General features: G+C 67.9%; 23 protein-coding genes. 12 read left to right on the top strand and 11 right to left on the bottom strand.

The features are described 5' to 3' along the window. Nucleotides 1-7: 7 nt before the first annotated feature. Nucleotides 8-2,194, bottom strand: a complete 2,187-nt coding sequence (locus G6N66_RS20095) for a CaiB/BaiF CoA transferase family protein (RefSeq protein ID WP_085232110.1) — start codon at nt 2,192-2,194, stop codon at nt 8-10. Beyond that, nucleotides 2,191-3,654, bottom strand: coding sequence for an aldehyde dehydrogenase family protein (locus tag G6N66_RS20100; protein WP_085232109.1), 1,464 nt, complete (start codon nt 3,652-3,654; stop codon nt 2,191-2,193). Before G6N66_RS20100 ends, G6N66_RS20095 begins: the two co-directional genes overlap by 4 nt. A 171-nt stretch (nt 3,655-3,825) precedes the next feature. Between G6N66_RS20100 and G6N66_RS20105 the strand changes: the two genes are divergently transcribed. The 9 genes from G6N66_RS20105 to G6N66_RS20145 all read left to right on the top strand — a co-directional run bounded on the left by G6N66_RS20105 (nt 3,826) and on the right by G6N66_RS20145 (nt 11,731). After that, nucleotides 3,826-5,001 (top strand): cytochrome P450, encoded by a 1,176-nt coding sequence (locus G6N66_RS20105; RefSeq protein ID WP_085232108.1) that lies wholly within the window; start codon nt 3,826-3,828, stop codon nt 4,999-5,001. Next, nucleotides 5,001-6,188 carry an acyl-CoA dehydrogenase family protein gene (locus G6N66_RS20110; protein ID WP_085232107.1) on the top strand — a complete coding sequence of 396 codons (1,188 nt, stop codon included), beginning with the start codon at nt 5,001-5,003 and terminating at the stop codon, nt 6,186-6,188. The genes G6N66_RS20105 and G6N66_RS20110 overlap by 1 nt, the downstream gene beginning before the upstream one ends. A 13-nt stretch (nt 6,189-6,201) precedes the next feature. Continuing rightward, nucleotides 6,202-6,741: an FAS1-like dehydratase domain-containing protein gene (locus G6N66_RS20115; RefSeq protein ID WP_085232106.1), complete on the top strand. Its 540-nt coding sequence runs from the start codon at nt 6,202-6,204 to the stop codon at nt 6,739-6,741. After that, nucleotides 6,741-7,142: a Zn-ribbon domain-containing OB-fold protein gene (locus tag G6N66_RS20120; RefSeq protein ID WP_085232105.1), complete on the top strand. Its 402-nt coding sequence runs from the start codon at nt 6,741-6,743 to the stop codon at nt 7,140-7,142. Before G6N66_RS20115 ends, G6N66_RS20120 begins: the two co-directional genes overlap by 1 nt. Further along, nucleotides 7,142-8,239: an acyl-CoA dehydrogenase family protein gene (locus G6N66_RS20125; protein WP_085232104.1), complete on the top strand. Its 1,098-nt coding sequence runs from the start codon at nt 7,142-7,144 to the stop codon at nt 8,237-8,239. The genes G6N66_RS20120 and G6N66_RS20125 overlap by 1 nt, the downstream gene beginning before the upstream one ends. 189 nt (nt 8,240-8,428) lie before the next feature. Further along, on the top strand, nt 8,429-8,872 hold the full coding sequence (locus G6N66_RS20130) for a MaoC family dehydratase (protein ID WP_085232103.1): 444 nt from the start codon (nt 8,429-8,431) through the stop codon (nt 8,870-8,872). Continuing rightward, nucleotides 8,869-10,038, top strand: a complete 1,170-nt coding sequence (locus tag G6N66_RS20135) for a lipid-transfer protein (RefSeq protein ID WP_085232102.1) — start codon at nt 8,869-8,871, stop codon at nt 10,036-10,038. Before G6N66_RS20130 ends, G6N66_RS20135 begins: the two co-directional genes overlap by 4 nt. 11 nt (nt 10,039-10,049) lie before the next feature. Beyond that, entirely contained in the window at nt 10,050-11,120 is a 1,071-nt protein-coding gene (locus G6N66_RS20140; RefSeq protein WP_085232101.1) for a zinc-binding dehydrogenase, read from the top strand. After that, nucleotides 11,120-11,731 carry a TetR/AcrR family transcriptional regulator gene (locus G6N66_RS20145; RefSeq protein ID WP_085232100.1) on the top strand — a complete coding sequence of 204 codons (612 nt, stop codon included), beginning with the start codon at nt 11,120-11,122 and terminating at the stop codon, nt 11,729-11,731. Before G6N66_RS20140 ends, G6N66_RS20145 begins: the two co-directional genes overlap by 1 nt. On the opposite strand, the gene G6N66_RS20150 is transcribed toward G6N66_RS20145, so the two are convergent. Beyond that, complete coding sequence (locus G6N66_RS20150; RefSeq protein WP_085232099.1) at nt 11,728-12,477, bottom strand: MBL fold metallo-hydrolase; 750 nt, start codon at nt 12,475-12,477, stop codon at nt 11,728-11,730. The genes G6N66_RS20145 and G6N66_RS20150 overlap by 4 nt on opposite strands. Nucleotides 12,478-12,508: 31 nt before the next feature. Here G6N66_RS20150 and G6N66_RS20155 point away from each other — a divergent pair, with 31 nt between their 5' ends. Continuing rightward, nucleotides 12,509-13,300, top strand: a complete 792-nt coding sequence (locus tag G6N66_RS20155; protein WP_085232098.1) for an enoyl-CoA hydratase — start codon at nt 12,509-12,511, stop codon at nt 13,298-13,300. Here the strand turns inward: G6N66_RS20155 and G6N66_RS20160 are convergent. Genes G6N66_RS20160 through pruA form a run of 5 tightly spaced genes read right to left on the bottom strand, consistent with a single transcriptional unit; the run spans nt 13,297 to nt 19,186 of the window. Next, nucleotides 13,297-14,460, bottom strand: coding sequence for a cytochrome P450 (locus tag G6N66_RS20160; protein ID WP_085232120.1), 1,164 nt, complete (start codon nt 14,458-14,460; stop codon nt 13,297-13,299). The two genes, G6N66_RS20155 and G6N66_RS20160, sit on opposite strands and share 4 nt — an antisense overlap. 2 nt (nt 14,461-14,462) lie before the next feature. Beyond that, nucleotides 14,463-15,899 carry an aldehyde dehydrogenase family protein gene (locus G6N66_RS20165; protein WP_085232097.1) on the bottom strand — a complete coding sequence of 479 codons (1,437 nt, stop codon included), beginning with the start codon at nt 15,897-15,899 and terminating at the stop codon, nt 14,463-14,465. Next, nucleotides 15,896-16,558, bottom strand: coding sequence for a TetR/AcrR family transcriptional regulator (locus G6N66_RS20170; protein ID WP_163645890.1), 663 nt, complete (start codon nt 16,556-16,558; stop codon nt 15,896-15,898). Before G6N66_RS20170 ends, G6N66_RS20165 begins: the two co-directional genes overlap by 4 nt. 34 nt (nt 16,559-16,592) lie before the next feature. Next, nucleotides 16,593-17,546, bottom strand: coding sequence for a proline dehydrogenase family protein (locus G6N66_RS20175; protein ID WP_085232095.1), 954 nt, complete (start codon nt 17,544-17,546; stop codon nt 16,593-16,595). Then, nucleotides 17,546-19,186, bottom strand: a complete 1,641-nt coding sequence (gene pruA, locus G6N66_RS20180; RefSeq protein ID WP_085232094.1) for an L-glutamate gamma-semialdehyde dehydrogenase — start codon at nt 19,184-19,186, stop codon at nt 17,546-17,548. Before pruA ends, G6N66_RS20175 begins: the two co-directional genes overlap by 1 nt. An 83-nt stretch (nt 19,187-19,269) precedes the next feature. On the opposite strand from pruA, the gene G6N66_RS20185 reads away from it, so the two are divergent. Then, nucleotides 19,270-20,880: a PucR family transcriptional regulator gene (locus tag G6N66_RS20185; protein ID WP_085232093.1), complete on the top strand. Its 1,611-nt coding sequence runs from the start codon at nt 19,270-19,272 to the stop codon at nt 20,878-20,880. A 30-nt stretch (nt 20,881-20,910) separates the two neighbouring features. On the opposite strand, the gene G6N66_RS20190 is transcribed toward G6N66_RS20185, so the two are convergent. Continuing rightward, nucleotides 20,911-21,348 (bottom strand): hypothetical protein, encoded by a 438-nt coding sequence (locus G6N66_RS20190; protein ID WP_085232092.1) that lies wholly within the window; start codon nt 21,346-21,348, stop codon nt 20,911-20,913. A 122-nt stretch (nt 21,349-21,470) separates the two neighbouring features. Between G6N66_RS20190 and G6N66_RS20195 the strand changes: the two genes are divergently transcribed. Then, the gene (locus G6N66_RS20195) at nt 21,471-22,127 is read left to right on the top strand and encodes a GAP family protein (protein ID WP_085232091.1); all 657 of its coding nucleotides are present in this window, start codon (nt 21,471-21,473) and stop codon (nt 22,125-22,127) included. 22 nt (nt 22,128-22,149) lie between these two features. Here G6N66_RS20195 and pstS read toward each other — a convergent pair whose 3' ends face one another. Then, nucleotides 22,150-23,262, bottom strand: coding sequence for a phosphate ABC transporter substrate-binding protein PstS (gene pstS / locus G6N66_RS20200; protein WP_085232090.1), 1,113 nt, complete (start codon nt 23,260-23,262; stop codon nt 22,150-22,152). Between the two features lie 36 nt (nt 23,263-23,298). Further along, on the bottom strand, nt 23,299-23,622 hold the full coding sequence (locus G6N66_RS20205; RefSeq protein WP_085232089.1) for a DUF732 domain-containing protein: 324 nt from the start codon (nt 23,620-23,622) through the stop codon (nt 23,299-23,301). Between the last annotated feature and the right edge of the window lie 298 nt (nt 23,623-23,920).

Here is a 23,920-nt window from a genome sequence, read left to right on the forward strand (position 1 = left end):
GAGACGCTCAGGCGTTCAGCACCCGCTCGCCGATGACCCGTTCATCGCGCAGGCTGGCCAGCTCGTCGTTGGAAAGCCCTAGGGCACGCAAGATCTCGTCGTTGTGCTGCCCCAGCGTCGGCGCGGCCGCGCGGTGATGCGTCGGCGGCCCAGGGGTGATGCGAAACGGCCAGCCCGGATAGCGGTGGGCGCCGGTGATCGGACGCTCGAATTCCTCGTAGAAGCCCCGCGCGTCGAGCTGGGGGATGCCGTACATGTGCTCACCGGTGATCACCCGCTCCGCTGGAATTCCCTGGGCCCGAAGGGTTTTCCCGATCACGTCGCAAGACTGCGTTCGAGTCCAGCCGGCGACGAGCTCGTCGAACACGTCGTGATTGACGGCATCGTCGCCGGGCACCGACAGCGCGACCCACACCCCGTCTTCGTTGGTCGGATACACCCCCTGCAGGAACCCGCGCTGGCGGTTGCCTTCCCGTTGCGGCACAACCCCGTTGATCGAATACTCGATCACCGGCTCGGCCGTCACACACGCCGCGACCTCGATCTGAGCCACCTCGATGAGCTGGCCCTCCCCGGTGTGACGGCGGTGTTCGAGTGCGGCCAGCAGAGCCACGCCCGCGTGCACGCCGACGATCGGATCCGCGGGCCCTTGCGGGTTGCACGGCGGCCCGTCCGGATAGCCGGTGACCGCCGACATCCCGGCGGTCTGCTCGAAATTCAACGCCCAGCCGACGTAGTCTCGCCAGGGTCCGTGCAACCCGAAACCCGGCATGCGGACCATGATCACGTCGGGCTTCAACGCGACCAGCGACTCGTAGTCCAAACCGAACTGCTCCACCACGCGCGGCGAGAAGTTCTCCACGACGACGTCGGCCTGCGCGGCCAGTCGGCGCGCGATCTCGCGGCCCCGCTGCGAGGTGAGGTCGAGGGTGAGGTCGCGCTTGTTGAGGTTGGTGGCCTGCCACAGCCCGCTGCGCTCATACCAGTCGTCGCCCTCGAACGGAAAAGCGCCCGAGTAGCGAAACCCGTCCGGCCGCTGGATGGACTCGACCTTGACGATGTCGGCGCCGAACGCGCCCAGGTAGCAGGTCAGATAGGCCCCGGCCCAAAAGGTGCTCAGGTCAAGGACTTTCAGTCCCGCGAAGGGCCGTTCGGTTCGTGAACCGAACGGCACTGCGATTTCCGGGCCCCGATTTCGCAGTGTGGTTCGGTTCGCGGCACTGCTGAACCGAAACGCCTTGCCCGGGCGCCGGAAGCCGGCCTGCTCGACGAAGAAGCCGCGCTTGGCGTATTGCGGACAGTCCAGAATCGTGGCGCCGTCGTTGACCGGGGAGGCCGGGATGCGCATCGCCTGCGCCAGTTCGACGATCTCGGTGACGGTCTGCTCCGCCAGCACCGGCTCGGCGCGCGCGTAGAACTCGGCGCGCTCCGGGCCGCCCATCATGATCGGGATTTGCTGCTCGGCGAACTCGGGTAGCCCCAGCATTTCGCACACGTCCAGCCAGTGCTGACCCGTCAGGCAGTTGATCCCCACCCAGCCGTCGGCGGCGCGCATAACCCCCAGCATGGGGGCTCCCCGAGCGTTGGTGGGCAAGCCGAGGCTGTGCATCTTTTCCGCCAGCAGCATGGGATACGGCAGCGTCGCGAGCAACGCCTCCAGCGACGAAACATCAACCTGGACAACCTGATCGGACGCACAACGCAGCGCCGTCAGCGCGCCCAACGCGCCGTAGGCGCCCGCCACGTACTCGGCGATCCGCGCGCCGACCTGCACCGGCGGGCGGTCCGGATCGCGCGCGCTGACCCAGCCCGACGCGGCCTGCAGGGTCAGCGACGTCGCCGGCCGGTCCCGCCACGGCCCGGACTGCCCGAAGGGCGAGATGCGCAGCAGCACCTGCCTGTCGAGATCCTCGACATCGAACCCCAACGCTTCCAGCGCCCCCGGGCCCAAATTCTCCACCACCACATCCGCCCGCTCGATCAGCGCGCGGGCATCCTCCAGCGCCGCAATTCGCTTGCCGGCGTTGAGGTACTCGAACAAGCCGCCGCTGCCCCAGTCGCGCAGGCGGTCGCCGTTCGGCGGCTCTATTTTGGTGACCTCGGCCCCGAGGTCGACGAAAAGTTTTGCGGCGTAAGGACCTGAGATCTCTTCGGTGATTTCGACGACGGACAGCCCCGCGAGGGGTCCGGTCACGCGGGGACCCCGATGGCCATCGCCTCCATGTACTGGTGCAGCCCACCGAGGCCGCCGCCCTCGCGCCCCAACCCGCTCAGCTTGAAGCCGCCGAACGGCGCGCCGCCGGGACCGCAGCCGTTGACCGCGACCTGGCCGGTGCGGATCCGGCGGGCCACGCCGACGGCGCGATCCACGTCGCCGCCCCACACCGCGCCGGAAAGCCCGTACTGCGAGTTGTTCGCGATCGCGACGGCGTCGTCGTCGTCGCGGTAGCGCAGCACGGATAGCACCGGCCCGAACACTTCCTCCTGCGCGATCGTCGAATCCGGCTCGACGCCGGTGAGAACCGTTGGCTCGAAATAGAATCCGACGTCCAGGCCGGCGGGGCGGCCACCGCCGGTGGCCAGCTTGGCCCCGTCGTGCACGGCGCCGTCGACGTGCGCCTGCACCCGGTCGCGCTGCGCGGCGCTGATCAGCGGGCCCATCTGCACGCCGGGATCGGTGGGATCGCCGACCTTGACATCACGGGCCAGCGCCACCAGCCGGTCCACCACGTCGTCGTGCAGCGAGTCGGGCAGCAGCAGCCGGCTGTGCAGGATGCAGGCCTGCCCGGCGTGCAGCGAGCAGGAGTCGAACAGCATCTGCTGCAGCATCTCGTCGGTGACCTGCGTGTCGTCCAGCACGATGCTGGCCGACTTGCCGCCCAGCTCCAGCAGGATCCGCTTCATGGTGTCGCCCGCCGCCGACATGACCTGCCGCCCGACCAGCGAGCTGCCGGTGAAGCTGACCATGTCGATCCGCGGGTCGGTGGTCAGTAGCCGAGCGGCCTCGACGCTCGACGGCGTGACGACGTTGACCACACCCGGCGGGATGTCGGTGTGCTCGTCGATGAGGCGCGCCAACGCCAACCCGGCCAGCGGGGTCAGCGGCGACGGCTTGAGCACGACCGTATTGCCCGCGGCCAGTGCGTGATTCAGCTTCATCACGTTGAGGCAATGCGGGAAGTTCCACGGCGTCAGGACCGAGACCACGCCGAGCGGCTGGTGACTCAGCAGCGTGGTGCCGGCGCTCATTCCGCTCACCGCCTCCTCGCCCAGTTGGGTGGCGAGTTGGGCGGCGTGCATGGTCATGTAGGCCGCACCGTCGATCTGCATCATCCGCTCGTTGCCGGTGCAGCCCCATTCGACCTGCGACAGCGCGTAGAAATCGTCGGCGTGCTTCAGCAACGCGTCGCTGAGCTGGTTGAGGCAGCCGGCGCGGTCCGCGCCGCTCATCGCGCCCCACGGCCCGTCGTCGAAGGCGCGCCGCGCGGCCGCGATCGCCTCGCCGACCTGGCCGACGCTGGCGTCGGGCGCCGACGCGATGACGGCCTCGCTGGCCGGGGAGACGTCGTCGTAGCGACCGTCTTCGGGCTCGACCCACCGCCCGTCGATGTAGAGCTGATACGTGTCAACAAGGGCGGGTCGTGACTCAGCCATGCGATTCCTCACCGTGATCGGTCATCTAATGGTCTGGTGTACACCCGTCGCGCAGCGGCGTCAATGATCGTCTCCGTGAATTCCGGGCGTTGACAGCAAGATGCGCCTCAGGGTAGACACATCTCGCAAGACAGATTGCTCGAATCTGTCGGATTCCCCAGGAGGGCAGCCGTGCAGACCACATTCCCGCTGCACTCGCCCGACTTCTACGCCGGCGACCCCTACCCCGCCTACCGTGAGCTGCGCACCACCGCGCCGGTGTGCTGGAACGACGTGACCAACTTTTGGGCGCTGTTGAAGTACGAGGACATCCGCTTCGTGTCCAGCAACCCGGCGCTGTTCTCCTCGACCAAGGGCATCACCATCCCGGATCCGGCGATGCCGAGCCCGGTCCAGGAGGGCAGCCTGATCTTCACCGACCCGCCGCGGCACCGGCAGCTGCGCAAGCTGATCAACTCCGGCTTCACCCGTCGTCGCGTCGCCGTGCTGGAGCCGAAGATTCGCGAGATCGTCCGCGGGATTCTCGACGGCATCGAGCCCGGGTCGGTGCACGAGTTCGCCGAGCAGATCGCCGCGCCGCTGCCGACCCGGATGATCGCCGAGCTGATCGGCGCCCCGCCCGACGACTGGGAACAGTTCCGCGCTTGGTCGGACGCGGCCACCGGGAACGCCGACCCCGAGATCGAATTGGACCCGTTGGTGGCGATGGGCCAGCTGTTCGAGTACTTCCAGAAGCTGATCGCGTCCCGCCGCGCCGAGCCACGCAGCGACATGCTGTCGGTGCTGGCCGAGGCCGAGATCGACGGCGACCGGCTCACCGACGAGGACCTGCTCAACTTCGCGTTTCTGTTGCTGGTCGCCGGCAACGAGACCACCCGCAACCTCATCGCGCTGGGCACCCTGGCGCTCATCGAGCACCCCGAGCAGCGCCGCCTCCTCGTCGAGGACCGGTCGCTGATCCCCGGCGCCGTGGAGGAGATGCTGCGGTGGAACAGCCCGGTGGTGCACATGGCCCGCGCCGCGACGGCCGACATCGAGATCCGCGGTCAGCTGATCCGCGCCGGCGACGTGGTGGTGATGCTCTACCAGTCGGCCAACCGCGACGAGGAGATTTTCGGCCCCGACTCCGAGGAGTTCAAGGTGACCCGCCACCCCAACCCGCACATCGCGTTCGGGTGCGGCGAACATTCCTGCGTCGGTGCGCAATTGGCGCGCCTGGAGGCGACGGTGCTGTTCGACGAGTTGCTGCGGCGCTTCCCCCGCCTCGAACTGGCCGGCGCCGTGGATCGGATGCGGGCCACCATGGTGCCCGGGGTGAAGCGGATGCCGGTTCGGCTGGGGGCCTGATGGATCTCGAGTACACCCCCCAGCAGCAGCGCCTGCGCGCCGAAATCCGCGCCACACTGGAAAAAGTCATGACGCCGGAGCGCGTCGCCGCGGTCAGCGAACACATCGAGGGTGGCCCCGCGGTGCGCGACTGCGTCCGCGCCCTGGCCGCCGCCGACCTGCTCGGGGTCGGCTGGCCCAAAGAGTATGGCGGACGCGGCTTTACGGCGATCGAGCAGTTCATCTTCGCCGAGGAGGCGCGCCGCGCCAATGCGCCCGTCCCGCTGGTGACGCTCAATACCGTCGGGCCGACGCTGATGCAGTGCGGCACCGAGGAACAGAAGCAGAAGTTCCTGCCGGCGATCCTGGACGGCACCGTGGAATTCGCGATCGGCTACTCCGAGCCCGGCGCCGGCAGCGACCTGGCGTCGCTGCGCACCACCGCGGTCCGCGACGGGGACGACTACGTCATTAGCGGGCAGAAGATGTTCACCAGCGGCGCCGCCTATGCCGACTACATCTGGCTGGCCGCGCGCACCGATCCGAATGCCAAGAAGCACAAGGGCATTTCCATCCTCATCGTGCCCACCGGCTCGCCGGGGTTCTCCTACCAGCCGCTGCACACCATGCCCGGCATCTCCACCTTCTACACCTTCTACGACGACGTGCGCGTGCCGGCCAGTGCGCTGGTCGGCGAGGAGAACCAGGGTTGGCAGCTGATCACCACGCAGCTGAACTTCGAACGCGCCGCGCTGGGCAACCTGGCCGCGCTCGAGCCGCTGTTCGAGCGCACGCTGGACTGGGCCACCAGCACCGAGCTCGACGGCGGCCGCGTCATCGACCAGCCGTGGGTGCAGCTGGCGCTGGCCCGCGTCGAAGCCCAGGTCGCCGCCTACAAACTCGTCAACCTGCGGATCAACGCGGCGATGAGCAAGGGCGTACTCAACATGGGAGAAGCTTCGGCGGCGAAGGTGTTCGGCACCGAATTGACCCAGCAGGTCGCGCGCGAGCTGCTGGAAGTGTTGGACGGCAACGGCGTTCGCCGCGGTGCCGACGCCCCCCTGCGCGGCGCCCTGGAATCGGCCTACCGGCAGGCCGTCATCAACACCTTCGGCGGCGGCGCCAACGAGATTCAGCGTGACATCATCGCGATGGCCGGATTGCTCATGCCTCGAGCACCGCGCGACCTTCGCAGCACGGCAAATTAGGAGGACGACTGAAGTGACAGAAGACGTGAGCGCCAAGGTGCAGGCCCTCGTCGGCCAGCCCACCGGCGGCACCGGAAAGCCCACCGTGGCACCCGATCCGGTGAATCAGCCGATGATCCGGCACTGGGCGTACGCGCTCGCCGACATGAACCCGGTCTACCTCGACCCGGAGTTCGCGGCCGCGTCGCGGTTCGGCGGCATCGTGTCCCCGCCGGTGATGCTGCAGACCTGGACGATGCCGTCGCCCAAACTCGAAGGCATCGGTGACCGCGGCGGCGCTCCCGTCGAGATCAAGAGCAACCCAACGGCATTCCTCGACGAGGCCGGCTACACCAGCACGGTGGCGACCAACTCGGAGTTCGAGATCGAACGCTACCCCCGACTCGGCGACGTCATCAGCGCGACGGCGGTGTACGAATCGGCCTCCGAGGAGAAGAAGACGGCGCTGGGCACCGGGTTCTTCCTGACCTGGCTGACCACGTACACCAACCAGGACGGCGAAGTCCTCGGGCGGCAACGCTTCCGGGTGCTGCGATTCAAGCCGGCGAACTGATGGCGACCCGAATGGCGCCGGCGATCACGCCGGACACCGAGTTCTTCTGGAATGGGTTGCGGGACAACAAGCTGCTAATTCAGCGCTGCGGCGGCTGCGGGAAGCTTCGGCACCCGCCCCGCCCCATGTGCCCGAACTGCCGCTCCCTGGATTGGGAGCCGATCGAGTCGTCGGGCCGCGGCACCGTCTACAGCTACGTCATGCCACTTGAGCCGCGGATGCCGTTCTTCGACTACCCCTACGTGGTCGCGCTGATCGAGCTCGAGGAGGGCGTGCGGATCGTGTCCAACCTCACCGACATCGACCCGGCCGACGTCACGGTCGGCATGCCGGTGCAGGTCTACTTTCAGACCTTCGAGAACGACCTGGTGCTGCACCAGTTCCGGCCGAGCAACCACTGATGGACTTCACGTTCACCGAAGAACAAGAGGCGATCGCCAAGGTCGCGCGCGATCTGTTGGAGCGTCGCGCCACCCCGGAACACCTGACCGAACTGGAATCCGGCGACAACCGCTACGACGAGGCGCTGTGGCAGGAGCTCGCCGCGCTCGACCTGCTGGGCGCCGCGTTGCCGGAGTCGGTGGGCGGGAACGGCGGCGGCTTCGTCGAACTCGGGGTGCTGCTGGCCGAGGTGGGGTGGAGCGTGGCGCCGGTGCCGGCGTACGCGACGCTGGTGCTGGGCGCCGATCCGATTGCGCGGCACGGCAATCCGGAACAGCAACAGCGCATCCTGCCCGGCGTCGTCTCCGGTCAGCGCATCCTGACTGCCGGGCTGGCCGAGCCCGGCCGATCCGACCCGACGGTGCCGGTCACCAGCGCGCGCCGTGACGGCGCGGGTTGGCGGCTCGACGGCGCCAAGGAGTTGGTGCCCGCCGCCCAGCTCGCCGACACCATCCTTATCCCGGCCAGCACCGATGACGGGGTCGGTCTGTTTCTGCTCGCCGCGGATGCCCCCGGCGTCGAGATCCGCCGGGTCGCTACCACCAACCACGAACCGCATGCCGACGTATTCCTCGATGGTGCAACGGTTTCCGAAGCGGATCGACTGCCCGGCGCGTCGATCGAGGACCTGCACACCCGCGCCTTGGTCGGGCTGTGTGCGATCCAGCTCGGCGTGGCCGAGCGGGCGTTGAAGCTGGCCGCCGCCTACACCACGCAGCGTGAGCAATTCGGGCGCCCGATCGGCAGCTTCCAGGCGGTGCAGCAGCGGCTGGCCGACGCCTTCATCGACGTCGAGGCGATCCGCTGGACCACGTGGCACGCGGCCTGGCTGATCGCGCACGACCGACCGGCCGAGCGCGCCGCCCGGATCGCGAAGTTCTGGGCCGGCGAAGCCGGCGCACGCGTCGGAGCGTCGGCACAACAGGTACACGGCGGCATCGGCATCGACACCACCTATCCCCTGCATCGCTATTTCCTGTGGGCCAAGCACAACGAACTCGCCCTCGGCTCGGCTACGGCGCAATTGGCCCGCCTGGGTGGGAGCTACGGGTCGTGATCGCGTTGATGTCCCGCCAGCCACTGCAATCGCCAGAAGCGTCGCGCGTGTCGATGCAAGACAGCTCAGCGCGGGCGAACCGAAGGATCTGTCGTCACCAATTACCGACAACCATTGCCTTCACAGCAGCGACCGACGGGGCCGCAAGCCACATCCGGACCCACGACGAAAATACGTGAGAGGACAGCCATGACAACGACCACCACCCTCAAATGGGCCGACATCAACGTCGGCGACGAGGTAACCCCGCTCGACATCCCCATCACCACGACGATGATCGTCGCCGGCGCGATCGCCTCCCGCGATTTCATGCCGGTCCACCACGACCGCGACTACGCCAACAAGCAGGGCTCGCCCAACCTGTTCATGAACATCCTGACCACCAACGGCTATTGCGTGCGTTTCCTCACCGACTGGGCGGGACCGGAAGCCATGGTCAAGAACCTTTCGATTCGCCTTGGCGTGCCGTGCTTTCCGGACGACCCGCTGCGCTTCACCGGCAGCGTGGCCGGCAAAACCGAAGGCTCGGATGGTGAAAACTTTATAGAGGTGACGTTCAAGGGCTCCAACAGTCTCGGCGATCACGTCTCGGGCACCGCGATCCTCAGCCTGCTCGACGGGAGGCAAGCATGACCAGCACGCTGCCGGGCGCCACCGCCATCGCGGGCATCGGCCAGACGGAGTTCTCGAAGGAATCCGGCCGCAGCGAACTGCAATTGGCGTGCGAGGCGGTCAGCGCCGCGCTCGACGACGCGGGCCTGGCGCCCAGCGACGTCGACGGCATGGTCACGTTCACCATGGATTCCAGCGACGAGATCGACATCGCCCGCAACGTGGGCATCGGCGACCTGAGCTTCTTTTCCCGCGTGCATCACGGCGGCGGCGCGGCGGCCGGCACCGTGGTGCACGCGGCGATGGCCGTCGCCACCGGCGTCGCCGACGTCGTGGTGTGCTGGCGCGCGTTCAACGAACGCTCCGGGTTCCGGTTCGGCGGCAGCGGACGCACCAGCGCCGAAACCCCGCCGTTCATGGCGCATTACGCGCCGTTCGGACTGCTGACTCCCGCGGCGTGGGTGGCAATGCACGCCCAGCGCTACATGTCCACCTACGGCGTCACCAACGAGGACTTCGGCCGCATCGCCGTCGTCGACCGCGCGCACGCCGCCACAAACCCCGAGGCGTGGTTCTACGAACGCCCAATCACGCTGGAAGACCACCAGAATTCGCGCTGGATCATCGAACCGGTGCTACGCCTGCTGGACTGCTGCCAGGAGAGCGACGGCGGCGTCGCGCTGGTCGTCACCAGCGCCGAGCGCGCTCGCGACCTGCGCCAACCACCGGCGATCATCACCGCGGCGGCGCAAGGCGCGGCCGACAACGGCGAGATGATGACCAGCTACTACCGCGACGACATCACCGGCCTGCCCGAGATGGGGGTGGTGGCCCAGCGGCTGTGGCGCGATTCGGGTCTGAAACCCCAAGACATCCAAACCGCATTCATCTACGACCATTTCACGCCGTTCGTGTTCACCCAGCTCGAAGAGCTCGGGTTCTGCGGGCGCGGCGAGGCCAAGGACTTCGCCACCATCGAGCGCCTCTCGTTGGGCGGCGAGTTCCCGATCAACACCAACGGCGGTCTGCTCGGCGAGGCCTACATCCACGGCATGAACGGCATCACCGAGGGCGTGCGCCAGATCCGCGGCACCTCCTACAACCAGGTCGACAACGTCGAGCACGTACTGGTCACCTCGGGAACCGGCGTCCCCACCAGCGGCCTGATTCTGGAACCGGCCGGCTAGGGAGGACCGAAATGCCCAAGCTCGCACTGCTGACCGCGATCAACGGGCCGATCGAGCTGGCCGAGTATCCGCTGTCCACACCGGCGCCGGGGACCGCGGCGCTCAAGCTGCGGATGGCCGGCATCTGCGGTTCGGACTTGCACATCTTCCGCGGCGAGCTGCCGCTGCCGTGTCCCTTCGCCATGGGCCACGAAATGGTCGGCGAGATAGCCGAACTCGGTGACGGCCTGACCGCCGACGCCACCGGTGCGCCGCTGGCCGTCGGCGATCGGGTGGTGACACCCTATTTCTGGCTCTGCGGTCAATGCCACGCGTGCGCCCGCGGCCGCCCGCACGCCTGTCAGAACCTGATGGCCGGCGAGTACCGCACCCACGACCAGGCGCCGCACTTCGTCGCCGCGCACGGCGAGTACTACTACACCAGCCGCCGGCAACCGCTGTACCGGGTGCCCGAGAACCTGCCCGACGAGGCCGTCGCGCCGTTGAATTGCGCACTGGCTCAAGTGTTGTTCGCGCTGCGTGATGTGCGGCTGGGCGACACCGTCGTCATCCAGGGCGCCGGCGGCCTGGGCATCAACGCCGCGGCCGTCGCGCGCACCGCGGGCGCCGCCGAGGTGATCGTGATCGACAAGATCGCCGAGCGGCTCGACGTGGCAGCCGATTTCGGTGCGACGCACTGCATCGACGCCAGCGCACTCTCGACCGCCGAGGTCACCGAGCGGGTGCACCGGCGCACCGACGGTATCGGGGCCGACTGGGTGCTCGAGGTCGTCGGCGTGCCCGGCGTCATTCCCGAGGGTGTCGATTTCCTCAACAACGGCGGGACCCTGCTCGAGGTCGGCAACATCGGCATGGGCCGCACCTTCGAGATGGATCCCAGCGCGCTGGTCTACGGCAACAAGTCCATCCGCGGTGTCATGCTGTACGATCCGGTCACGCTGGCCATCGGCTTATCCTTCCTGCAGCACACGCGTTTCCCGTTCGATCGGCTGATGCCCAAGCCGTTCCGTCTCGCCGACGTCAACGACGCATTCGCCTCGGCCGACGCGGGTTTGGTCCCCCGAGGGGCGCTGGTGCCCTGATGAGTTCGCAAGCGATCCAGGCGACCGACACCCGCGAGCTCATCATCGAGGCGGCGTACGCCTGCTTCGCCAAGCACGGCCTGCAGAAGACGACCATCGTCGACATCGCCCGGCGGGCCAATGTCTCGCGCAGCACGATCTATGAGTATTTCAGCGACAAGGGCGCCATCCTGGAGGCGTGCGCCGAACACGCTTCCGAGCAGTTCTACCGCGAGATGTCCAAGGCGATGGACCGCGGCGGATCGCTCGAAGAAAAGCTGGGCAGGGCAGCGGTTTTCGTGACCCAGGCGCGGCGGGCCATCGCCAGCGAGGAGTACTTCGACGAAGACGCGATCAGCCTGCTGCTGACCAAGGACGCCGGTGTGCTGCTGCGCGAATGCGTCGACTTCTTCGCCCCCCATCTGTCGGCCGCCAAGCTCACCGGCGAGGTTCGCAAGGACCTCGACGTCGAGGCGGCCGGCGAGTGGTTCGCGCGAATCTTGTTCTCGCTGTTCAGCACCCCGTCGTCGGGTCTGGACATGGACGATCCCGCCGTGGTGGCCCGGTTCGTGACCGAGCACGTGGTGCGCGGCTTCGGCCACGATCAACGGCCGGGGCGCAAGGGCCGCTAATTCGACCGCTGTTCGGGCCAGACGGTGTCGTCGGTGTGCACCGGCCGGCCGTGGCCGGGCAGCAGATGGGCAACCGGCAGCTCTTCCAGGCGCCGGCGAGTGGCGGCAGCGGTTGCGGCATCGACGATTTCGGGTGTGTGCCACACCTTGCCACGGGTCGTGAGCACCGCATCGCCGGACAACAGCGTGCGGGTGAGCGGGTTCCACAGCGCGATGCTGTCGTCGGTGTGCCCGCTCGCGGTGAGCACCGTCCACTCCGGCGCGCCGGGCAGCGGCTCGCCGTCGGCGAGTCCACCTTCGGGGGCCGTTCCCCTCCAGCGCATGCCGGCCGGGGTGCCGTATCCCGCCACCCAGGCACCGCCGACGAATCCGGCCAGCCCGACCCGGTCGAGGGGCTGGTCGAAATAGGTGGGCCAGATCCGCGCCGCCGCGGCCAGGGTCGGGGTGCGCGGCTTTGCCCCGTCGAGATAGCTCAGTGTGGTGAGGGGCAACCAGATCGGGGCGCCGTGGCGGGCGGCCAGTTCCACCGCACCGGCGACGTGGTCGCTGTGTCCGTGCGTGGCCACCACGGCGCGCGGGGCGCCACCGAGCCGCTCGAACACGGCCGCCAGATCACGGGCGACGTGCGGCAACCCGGCGTCGACGACCACCGAACCCCCGTCGCCGTGCAGGACGTAGCAGTTGAAGATCCACCGCGACACCCGGGTGATGCCGAGGTCCGGCATGTGGTCGATAACCAGGCTCATGGGCGAGACGCTACGCCGCTAGAGTCGATTGATGGACGACGCATCCGAAGTGCTGCTCTGCGATAACCGCGACGGGGTCAGGGTCCTGACCCTGAATCGTCCCGGGGCGCGAAACGCCCTCAGCGGCGAGCTGGTCAGTGCGCTGTTCGCCGGGCTGGACGCCGCGGACAGCGACGACAGCGTCAGAGCCGTGGTCCTCACCGGAGCCGACCCCGCGTTCTGCGCAGGGGTCGATCTCAAGGAAGCAAGCCGTGACGGCATGGCCTACTTCGCCCGCTTCGAACACGAGAACTGCGTGACGCGCGTCGGGCAGATGCGCACCCCGATCATCGGGGCGATCAACGGCGCCGCGTTCACCGGCGGCCTGGAAATCGCGTTGGGATGCGACTTTCTCATCGCATCGGAGCGTGCGGTGTTCGGTGATACCCACGCCCGGGTCGGCATTCTGCCGGGCGGCGGCATGACCGCCCGGCTACCCCAAGTCGTCGGAAGCGCCATGGCCCGAAGAATGTCCATGACCGGCGAAGTCGTCAATGCCGCTGAGGCGCAACGGGTTGGCCTGGTGACGGAAGTCGTACATCACGACGCGCTGCTGGACCGCGCCGTCGAGCTGGCCACCCAGATCGCCGAGGTGCCACCCGCGGTGATGTCCGGTTTGAAGAGGATGTACGTCGACGGCTGCGCGCCGGTGATCGAGGCCGCGCTCGCCGTCGAACTTGAAATCGCTTCCAGCGTCGCCTTCTCCACCGAGGCTCTTGGCGACAAGCGCCGCGAAGTGACCAGCCGCAACCAGCGGCAGATTGCCGATCGTCAGCCCGGTTAGACCGCGATCGGAATCCGGTGGTGGCCCCGCACGGTGCTCGTGTGCGAGGGAACCACCTGCCGCCGGTCGACCTCCCATTCGGGAAACCGGGCGAGCATCTCCTGCAACGCGATCCGGGCCTCGAGACGGGCGAGCGCCGCGCCCAGACAATGATGGATGCCGTATCCGAACGCCAGGTGACGATCGATGTGCCGGGTCACGTCGTAGCAGTCGGCGTCGGCGAACTCGCGTTCGTCGCGATTGGCTGAACCGTTGAGCAGCAACACCTTTGACATCGCCGGTATGACGGTGCCGTGCAGCCGAACATCGGTAGCGACCCGCCTGCCCTGCACCGGGGAAGGCGCCTGGAAGCGCAGCGTCTCCTCGACCGCGTTGCCTATGGCCGCCGGGTCGCCCGCCAGCCGGGCGCGTTGGTCCGGATGCTCGTCGAGCAACAGGCACGCCCATCCGAGCAACTTCGCCGTCGTCTCCGTGCCGGCGCCGACAAGCTCCGCGACGAAACATGCCGCCTCTTCGGTGCCGAGTCCGACCTGACTGAGGGCGGTGGCGAGGTCGTCGCGGGGGTCGTCACGGCGGGCCTCGATCAACCGGATGTAGCACTGGCGCAGCTCGGACTGGGCCTGCACCGCAACGTCGTTGACGATGCCAGCACCGGACTCCACGTGCAGGCTCTGGTCGATGAGCCGGCGCACCCGCTCGCGGTCCGCCTTCTCGACCCCGATCAATTCCGAAATCACCTGCGAGGGAACCAGGGCGGCGAAGTCCTGAATGAAGTCGAAACCGCCGCTGCCGATTTGGGCGTCGAGCAACTCGGCGCACAAGCGCCGCACGTGCTCCTCCAACGCGGCGACCCGCCGCGGGGTAAACGCGCGTGAGGTCAGCGCCCGGTGCGCCCGGTGGCCGGGGTCATCGAGCATGACCAGATAGGGCAGACCGAGCGGCTCATCACTCATCAGCTCGAGCAGATTGCCGTAACCCGAGCGGAACGTGTCCGGGTCGGTCAGTGCCGCCAGCACATCGTCGAAGCGCGACAGCGCATAGAAGTCGTGCTCGTCGTTCCGGTAGACCGGCGCCTCGTCGCGCAGCCGCCGCCAGACCGGATACGGATCCCTGTCGAGGTCCTTGCGGAACGGGTCGTACGCAACCTCGCCGGCGTGCACCACTACACCCGGACGGCGATGGTCTTCGTTTCGAGGAACTCCGACAATCCCGGCTCACCCATCTCGCGGCCGATGCCGGACTGCTTGTAGCCGCCGAACGGCGCGTCCGGCGCAAACCACATGCCGCCGTTGACACCAACGGTTCCGGTCCGCATCTTGCGCGCGACGGCGAGGGCGCGCTGCGGGTCGGCACTGAGCACCGCGCCGGACAATCCGTACATCGAGTTGTTGGCGATGCGCACGGCGTCGTCGTCATCCTCGAACGGGATGACGACCAGGACGGGTCCAAACAGCTCGTCCTGGGCGACTTCGCTGTCCGGGTCGACGTTGGCTAAAAGCGTTGGCGCATAGAAGAATCCCGGCCCGTCGAGCGGATGGCCGCCGGTGATCAGTTTGGCGCCGGCCGCCACCGCCCGCTCGACGATCGCGTGCACCTTCTCGCGCTGGGCCTCGCTGATCAGCGGGCCCATGTAGGTTGCCGGGTCCGCGGGATTGCCCGCCGTGACCTGCTCCATGTGCGTGGCAATCGACTCCACTATCTCGTCGTGAATGGTGCGGGGCACCAGCATTCGCGATGTGATCGCACAGCCCTGGCCGGCGTGGGAGCAGGCCGTCATCGCGGCCATCACCGGGGGCATCTGGCGGTCGGCGTCGTCGAGCATGATCATGGCCGACTTGCCGCCGAGCTCGAGGAACACCTTCTTGACCGTCTCGCTGGCCGCGGCCATGATCCGCCTGCCCACCGGCGTCGAGCCGGTGAACGAGATCATGTCCACGCCGGGGTCGGTGGTGAGCACTTCGCCCACCTCGACCTCGGAGGAGGCCAGCACGTTGACGACGCCGGCCGGGATGTCGGTTTCCGCGGCGATCAGCTCACCCAGCGCGAGCGTGATCAACGGCGTCTGGGGGGCAGCCTTGAGCACCACCGTGCAGCCGGCGGCCAGCGCCGGCGCCAGCTTCACCAGCGCGAGCTGCGTCGGGAAGTTGTAGGCGACGATCGCCGAGACCACGCCGACCGGCTCGCGCTCCACGAAGCGCTTGCTGGTGATGCCCATCGCCGTGTGTTCGCCAAGGTCCTCGGTGAACCGGAACCCTTCGGCGAGGTCCGCGTAGTAGGGCAGCAGCGCGACCGGCGCATCGAAGGCGGGCCCGGCCACGAACGCGGGCGTGTGCCCGCACTCCGCGATGGTCAGCTCGGCGAACTCCTCGCGGTGGCGCACCAGCGCGGGGTGCAGCTGCCGCAGGCAGCGCACCCGCAGCTCCAGGTCGGTCGACCAGGACGTCTCGTCGAAGGCCCGGCGGGCGGCGGCGACGGCGGCGCGGGCGTCGCCGACCGTGGCGTCGGCGGCCTCACCGACCGGCTCGCCGGTCGCCGGATTGACCGAAACGAACGTGCGGCCCGGGTCGACGAGACGCCCGTCGATGAGCAGTTTCTTCATGATCGTCGCCTCGCCTTGCCCTGGGACAGTGACTGTATTGGCGGCACAAGCGTGCCTCGAATATCGGGGTTTGTCAACGCGTCGGCGACGAGGCCGTGCAGCCACCGCAGCGCCTGGGTGGCTTGCTTCTCGTCGAAGCCCCAGTCGCGGATGAGCAGCTCGTAGGACGTCACCTGCCAGATGACGTCCAGCAGCGCGGCGACCATCTCGCGGTCCTGCGCTTCGGCACCCATCGCCTCGGCGACGGCACGGCGCAGCCCCTCCCGACGGGCGGCGTCAACTTCGGGAAACACCACGGGATGCAGGCCCCACGGCCTGGCCGCGAACGTGGTCAGCTGCTGGTACAGCTTGGCCGCGACGGTCGGCAGGTCATCGAGTCGCAGCCGGTCATAGTCGACGTCGGCCTTGCGGAGCAGATGTGCGACCAGCGCCGCATGCAACTCGCCCTGAGATTCGAAGTGGCGGTACACCGTTCGCCGTCCCACTCCGGCGCGTTCGGCCACGGCCGTCATGGTCAGCTCGCTCCAGTCCCAGTCGGGCAGGTCCCGCGCCAGGTCGGCCGCGGCTTCCAGGATCCGCTGGGCCGTTCCTTCGGCGGCGGCGCGACGGCCCGACCCGTCATAGCGTCGCGACGGGCTCGCCGCCCGCTCTTCGGTCATTGCGTCATGGTAAGAGGTCTGATTATGCCGAGCTTCAGCGCCGTGAACGCTCCGCCAGTGCCCGCAGGAAAAACCCCAAATTGGCCGGGCGTTCGGCCAGCCGGCGCAGGAAATACTCATACCACTGGGTGCCGAACGGCACGTACACCCGCACCTGATTGCCCGCGTCGGCCAGCCGCCGCTGTTCGGCGTCGCGAATGCCGTACAACATCTGGTACTCGAAATCCGCGCTGGCACGGCCGAATTCGCGGGCCAACGACGGCACCGCGGCGATGACCGACGGATCGTGCGAGGCCACCATCGGGTAGCCCGATCCGGCCATCAGCACCCGAAGACAGCGCAGGTAGGACTCGTTCACCGCGGCGCGGTCCCGATAGGCCACCGACGCCGGCTCGTCGTAGGCGCCCTTGCACAGCCGGACGCGCGCCCCGGCGAACTCCTCGCAATCGCCCAGCGTCCGGCGCAGATACGCCTGCAAAACCAGTCCCAGCCAAGGGAACTCGGCCCGCAGGTCGCGCACGATCGACAGGGTCGAGTCGGTCGTGGTGTGGTCTTCGGCGTCCACGGTCACCCACACGCCCGCCCGCTCGGCGGCCGCGCAGATTGACCACGCGTTCTCCCGCGCGATCTTCTCGCCGTCGCGTTCCACCGCTTGCCCCAGCGCGGAGAGCTTCACCGACACCTCCAGCGGCCCGACGCGGTCACCGAGGCGGCTCATCGAGTCGATGAGGTCCAGGTAGACCTGCACGGCGGCGTCCGCGTCGTCGGCGTCGGTGACATCCTCGCCCAGGTAGTCGACGCTGACGTAGCGTCCCGAATCCCGCAGCAGCGCAACACTATCCAGCACGGAATCGACCGTCTCCCCCGGCACGAACCGGCCCACCACCTCGCGGGTGACCGGCATCCGTTCGGCGACCCGACGCAACCCGTCGGACCGTCCGGCGGCCAGGATCACCGGGCGAACGGTCTTGGCGAACAACCCGGCCATCAGTCCGCCGCCATGTGCGGGTAGGTGTGCGAGGTCGCTGGGACGAACGTCTCCTTGATGGTGCGCGCCGACGTCCAGCGCAACAAATTCTGCGCCGACCCGGCCTTGTCGTTGGTGCCCGAGCCGCGCGAACCGCCGAACGGCTGGCGGCCCACCACGGCGCCGGTGGGCTTGTCGTTGACGTAGAAGTTGCCGGCGGCGAACCGCAACCGGTTCTGCGCGGTCAGCACGGCCTGCCGGTCGTCGGCGATGACGGCACCGGTCAGCGCGTAGCGGGAACCGGTGTCGACGATGTCGAGGACGCGCTCGTAGTCGCCGTCGGGGTAGACGTACACCGACAGCAGCGGGCCGAAGTACTCGGTTGCGAAGGACTCGTCGCCCGCGTCATCCGACAGCAGGACGGTCGGGCGCACGAAATAGCCTACGCTGTCGTCGTATTCGCCGCCGACCGCGATGGTCACGCCCGCCGCGCCCTTGGCCCGCTCGATGGCGTCGACGTTCTTGACGAAGGCGCGTTGGTCGATCAGCGCGCCGCCGTAGTTGGACAGGTCGGTGACATCGCCATAGGACAGGTCGGCCGCAACACCGAGGAAGTCGTCGCCCATCCGCTGCCACACCGAGTGCGCGACGAACGCGCGCGACGCGGCCGAGCATTTCTGCCCCTGGTAGTCGAACGCGCCGCGAATCAGCGCCGTGGTCAACACCTCCGGGCGCGCCGAGGCGTGGGCCACCACGAAGTCCTTGCCGCCGGTCTCGCCGACCAGCCGCGGATAGCATTGGTAGCGGCCGATATTGGCGCCCACCTGTCGCCACAGGTGCTGGAAGGTCGCGGTCGACCCGGTGAAGTGGATGCCGGCCAGCCGCGGATCGGCCAGCGCCACCTCGGAGACCGCGAAGCCGTCGCCGGTGACCATGTTGATCACACCGGGCGGCAGCCCGGCGGCCTCGAGCAGTTGCATGAGCAGGTAGGCCGACAACGTCTGGGTGATCGACGGCTTCCACACCACGGTGTTGCCCATCAACGCCGGCGCGGTCGGCAGGTTGCCGGCGATCGAGGTGAAGTTGAACGGCGTTATCGCATAAACGAATCCGTCCAGTGGTCGGTAATCGGACCGATTCCACTCCCCCGGCCCGCTGATCGGCTGCTGCGCCAGGATCTGCCGCGCGAACGCGACATTGAACCGCCAGAAGTCGATCAGCTCACAGGGCGCGTCGATCTCGGCCTGGTACGCCGACTTCGATTGCCCGAGCATCGTTGCGGCGGCGATCTTTTCCCGCCACGGCCCGGCGAGCAGGTCGGCGGCCCGCAGGAACACCGCGGCGCGCTCGTCGAACGGCATCCCCGCCCAGGCGTCCCGCGCGGCGGTGGCGGCCTCAATGGCGGCGCTGGCGTCGGCGTGCACCGCGTTGGTCAGGGTGCCCAGCGTCGCGGCGTGCCGGTGTGGCTGCACGACGTCGATGCGTTCACCGTCGCCCATCCGGTGCCGGCCGCCGATGACGTGCGGAAGGTCGATCGGGTGGTCAGCCAGCGCGGCCAGTTCGGCGCGCAGCCTGGTTCGTTCCGGGGAGTGCGGGGCGTAGTCGTGGACCGGCTCGTTGGCCGGCGTCGGAACCTCAGAAATCCCAGTGATCGCGTCCATGTCGCCAGGATCCTCGGCGCAACGACGCAAACTGTTGGCCGATCAGACAACCTCGACGATCAGTTCTAGTAGAATCGGACAACATGCAATCGGCCGCGGTCGGGCTGGGTCAGCTGCTCCTCGCGCTGGACGCCACCCTGGTCAGCCTGGTGGAGGCCCCGCGCGGCCTGGATCTGCCGGTAAGCTCGGCGGCCCTGATCGATTCCGACGACGTGCGGCTGGGGCTGGCGGCGGCGGCGGGCTCGGCTGACGTGTTCTTCCTGCTCGGGGTCATCGACGGCGAGGCGCTGGGTTGGATGGCCAAGCAGGCGAGCGAGCGGGTGCCGGTGGCGATCTTCGCCAAAGAGCCGTCGGACGCCCTGGTGAGCACCGCGGTCGCGGCCGGGTCGGCGGTGGTGGCCGTGGAGCCGCGGGCGCGCTGGGAGCGGCTGTATCAGTTGGTCAATCACGTGTTGGAACATCACCGCGACCGCGCCGACTCAACGGAGTACTCGGATACCGACCTGTTCGGCCTGGCGCAGTCGCTGGCCGACCGCATCCATGGCATGGTCAGCATCGAGAACGCGCAGTCGCATGTGCTGGCCTATTCGGCCTCCAACGATGAAGCCGACGAGCTGCGACGGCTGTCCATCCTGGGCCGCGCCGGCCCGCCCGAGCATCTGAAATGGCTTGATCAATGGGGCGTCTTCGATGCACTGCGCGCCGGCGACGATGTGGTTCGGGTCGCCGAGCGCCCCGAATTGGGGCTGCGCCCGCGGTTGGCGATCGGCATTTACCAGCCGCCGGCCAGTGCGCGGTGCGCGCCGGTGTTCGCGGGCACCATTTGGGTACAGCAGGGTGCACAGCCCCTCGCCGAGGATGCCGAGCAGATTTTGCGGGGCGCGGCGGTCCTGGCGGCGCGCATCATGTCGCGGCTGGCGGCGCGGCCGTCGACGCACGCGCGGCGCGTGCAGCAACTGCTGGGTTTGACCGACCAGGACGCCGCCACGACGCCGACCGAAATCGCCGCCATCGCAGACGAACTCGGCCTGGCCGCCGACGGCACGGCCGTGTTGATCGGTTGGGACTTCCTGAGCGCCACCGACACCGGCGCCCGCCCCGCGCGGCTGACCGACGTGTTGGCGTTGAGCGCCAGCGCTTTTCGTCGTGACGCGCAGGTCGCGTCTAAGGGCTCGCGAATTTATGTGCTGTTGCCCCAGACCACCACCAGCCGGTCAATCACCTCGTGGGTGCGCGGCACGATCGGCGCGCTGCGCGCCGAGCTCGGCGTGCAGCTGCGTGCCGCTATTGCCGCTCCGGTCGTGGGTTTGGCCGGGGTCGCGGGTGCACGTGTCGAGGTGGACCGCGTGCTGGACAGCGCTGCGCGGCACCCGGATTCGATCGACCAGGTGACGTCCCTGGCCGAGGCACGCACCACCGTCTTGCTCGACGAGATCGTCACGCAAGTCGGTGGCCGGCTGGTCGACCCGCGGGTGCGTGACTTGCGCGCTCGGGAACCGGTGCTGGCCGAGACACTGAGGGCCTACCTGGACAGCTTCGGCGACGTCGGTGTCGCCGCGCACTGGTTGCAGATCCACCCCAACACGGTGCGCTATCGGGTGCGGCGGATCGAGAAGCTGTTGTCGACTTCGCTTGCCGATCCCGATGTGCGGCTGGTCTTTTCGCTCGGGCTTAGGGTCCTGGAGCGGACCTAGCAGCCGCCGGCACCGGATGTTGCCGGTCGGTTAGATCGGCATCCAGACGGGTCCGTTCCAGTAACCCCAGCCGTTGGTAGAGGGGTTCCACGTGACCTGGGCCCACGGCGCCCACGGCGGGGGCGGCGGAGGCGGCGGTGCCCACGGCGGAGCGCCATAGCCGGGTCCGCCATAGCCGGGTGCGCCGGGACCGCCGGGCCCGCCGGGACCACCCGGACCGTAGCCGGCCGGACCACCGTAGTTGTCGTCCCAGTCACGGCAGTTGTTCCAGTTCGGGTTAGGACCCCAACCGTTGTCCCACTGGTCGCCGGGGCACCAGTGGTGGTGGTACATCGGGGCGGGCGCGGCCTGCGCAGTGCCCGGTTGCAGGACGGAGGTCAAGCCCAGCGCGGACAACGCCATGCCGCCGCCCACCAGCGCGCCGGTGCACAGCCGAAGCCAGGACCTTGCTTTGGTTTCAGTAGTCATGCGGGTGAGGGTTGCCCTAAGGAAAGCATCTAAACGTCCGGGTGGCCCCTGCGGCGGAATGCGGCTTCCGGCGTGTTTTGTCGAATAGGTTGGACCTCAATCGGGCAGTATCGAGCCTTGCCATGTTGATCAGCCTGTTGGTGATGGCGCTCGCGGTGAGCGTCGAGCCGTTTCGCATCGGGATGACGGTCCTCATGCTGAACAGACCCAGACCGATGCTTCAGCTGCTGGCGTTTTTGTGCGGCGGTTTCACGATGGGGATCACCGTCGGGCTGGTTGTGCTGTTCGTGTTGCGGCGCAGGTTGCTGGGATCCGCCTACTTCACGTTGCCGACGGTTCAGATTCTGATCGGCGTGCTGGCACTAGCGGTTGCTGCCGTACTGGCCGTGCGGGCGCGTCTGGGGACGCCCAACGACCGGTCCGCGGGAAGGCTGACGATGCGGGCACGGCAACTGCTAAACGGGCCTTCGCTGTGGGTCGCGGGGATCGCGGGTCTCGGGATCGCATTGCCGTCGGTGGACTATCTGGCCGCGCTGGCCCTCATTCTCGCCTCCGGCGCCGCGGCGACGACACAAGTCGGCGCGCTTCTGATGTTCAACGTCGTCGCCTTCATGCTGGTCGAGATCCCGCTCCTGGCCTACCTTTTGGCGCCCACGGCGACGCGCACGTCGATGGCCGCGCTGAACGATTGGATCCGGTCGCGTCGCCGCGTCGAGGTAATCACCCTGCTGGCCGTGGTCGGCTGTGTGCTGCTGATCGCCGGCGTGGCGGGTCAGTAAGCCGGGCACCACCACCGGCGCGCTACGAGATCGCGTTGACCGCGGTCGACAACCGCGACTTGAACGCATCCGGGATGGGAACATATCCGTTGTCCGCCAACCCATTCTGACCGGCACCGATGGTGCTCTGCAGGAAGGCCTTGACGGCCGCACCGAGCCGCGGATCGGCATACTTCGAGCAGACGATCTCATAGGTGGCCAACACGATCGGATAGGCCCCGGGCTGTTCCGGCAGGTAGAACGAGATCGTGTCGAGAACCAGGTCGTTGCCCTGGTTGATGATCCCGGCGGTGGCAATCGTTTTCGCGACCGACTCCGCGGTGATCGCGACGGGGTCCGGGCCGGCCGACGTGATGATGTTAGCCATGGCCAGGTGCTGGGCCTGGGCGAATGACCATTCGTTGTAGCTGATCGCCCCCTCGGTGCGCTGGACGGCCGCCGACGTGCCGTCATTGCCGACGGCGCCCTCGCCGACACCGCCGTTGAATGTTCTACCGGCGCCCTTGCCCCACGCGTCGCGAGATGCCGTATCGAGATACTTCTGAAAGTTGTCCGAGGTGCCGGACAGGTCGCTGCGGAACACGACATGAATCGGCTCGGCCGGCAGGGCGACACCAGTGTTGAGCTTCTGGATTGCGGGATCGTTCCATGCCGTGATGCCACCGTTGAATATCTTGGCCGCGGTCGGACCGTCGAGATTCAGCGACGTCACACCGTTGACGTTGTAGGTGATGGCGATGGGGCCGAACACCACTGGCAGGTTCCACGCCGGTGAGCCGCATCGTTGGTGCGCAGCCGTGTACTCGCTCGGCGTCAACGGCGAGTCGGAGCCGCCGAAATCGGTTTGTTTTCCAGTAAATTCGCTGATGCCGGCGCCCGATCCGTTGGCCGTGTAGTTCAGCGTCTGACCCGGGCAGGCGCGCTCAAACGCGTTGGCGAACCGTGCCATCGCGTTAGCCTGGGCCGTCGACCCGCTGGCCTTCAACTTTTTGCGCCCGCCGCAAGCCACATTCCCGCTCGACGGTGCACGCGACGCGCCGGGCGCGCTCGCGTCGGTGCCACCGTCGCACGCCGACAGCACGAGCGCGATGGTAGAGCAGACGCACAGCGATGCGGCAAATCGGTTGGCTTTCAATCCGATTCCTATGAATTCGCCAGCGACTAACCCGGCCTAGCCCGTGGAAATCTCGGCCTTATGCCGCGGGCAATACGCGTCGATGCTCGCGCCGACGAAAAAGCCAGAGTGGTAGGCGGGCATGCTACTGCTGTTCAAGACGTCGGTGACCACACTCGTCGGCGTCGCACCGTTGTCCAGCTTCACGCAAACGTAGTGTGCCGCTTCGATCGCGTGGGCGGGAGACACGTGGTCGGTGATGCCCTCGGACCGCAGCGTTGCCAGGAATTGCTCGTCGGCGGGGTCGGCATGTGCGGTCGCGACTGACGATAGAAGGCCGCTCAACGTGAGGGCGAAGGCTACTATCAGGCGCCTGGCCATTCGGGGTCTCCCTGAAGTTGAAATGCGCTTAGGCACATCGGCGCCAGCACTCGGCGATTCGGCTTTAGGCCCCACGGCTGCCCCGATTCCAGGGCGTCGAGGCGCTGTGCATCGTTGTTCACCTATCGATTAACTGTCCAGATCGGGGATGGGCGGGGATGGGCGGGCCAAATCTGTTCTGCTGCATCAGCTTAGGGTGAGCAAACGGGATGCACCCGGGCCTTAACCATACTCACAGCTTTTTGGAAGCTACCGTCCAAGCTTCGGGTCGTACACTTATGCCACCGTGAATGCCCAG

The sequence above is a fragment of the Mycobacterium conspicuum genome, from assembly GCF_010730195.1.
Taxonomy (GTDB): Bacteria; Actinomycetota; Actinomycetes; order Mycobacteriales; family Mycobacteriaceae; genus Mycobacterium; species Mycobacterium conspicuum.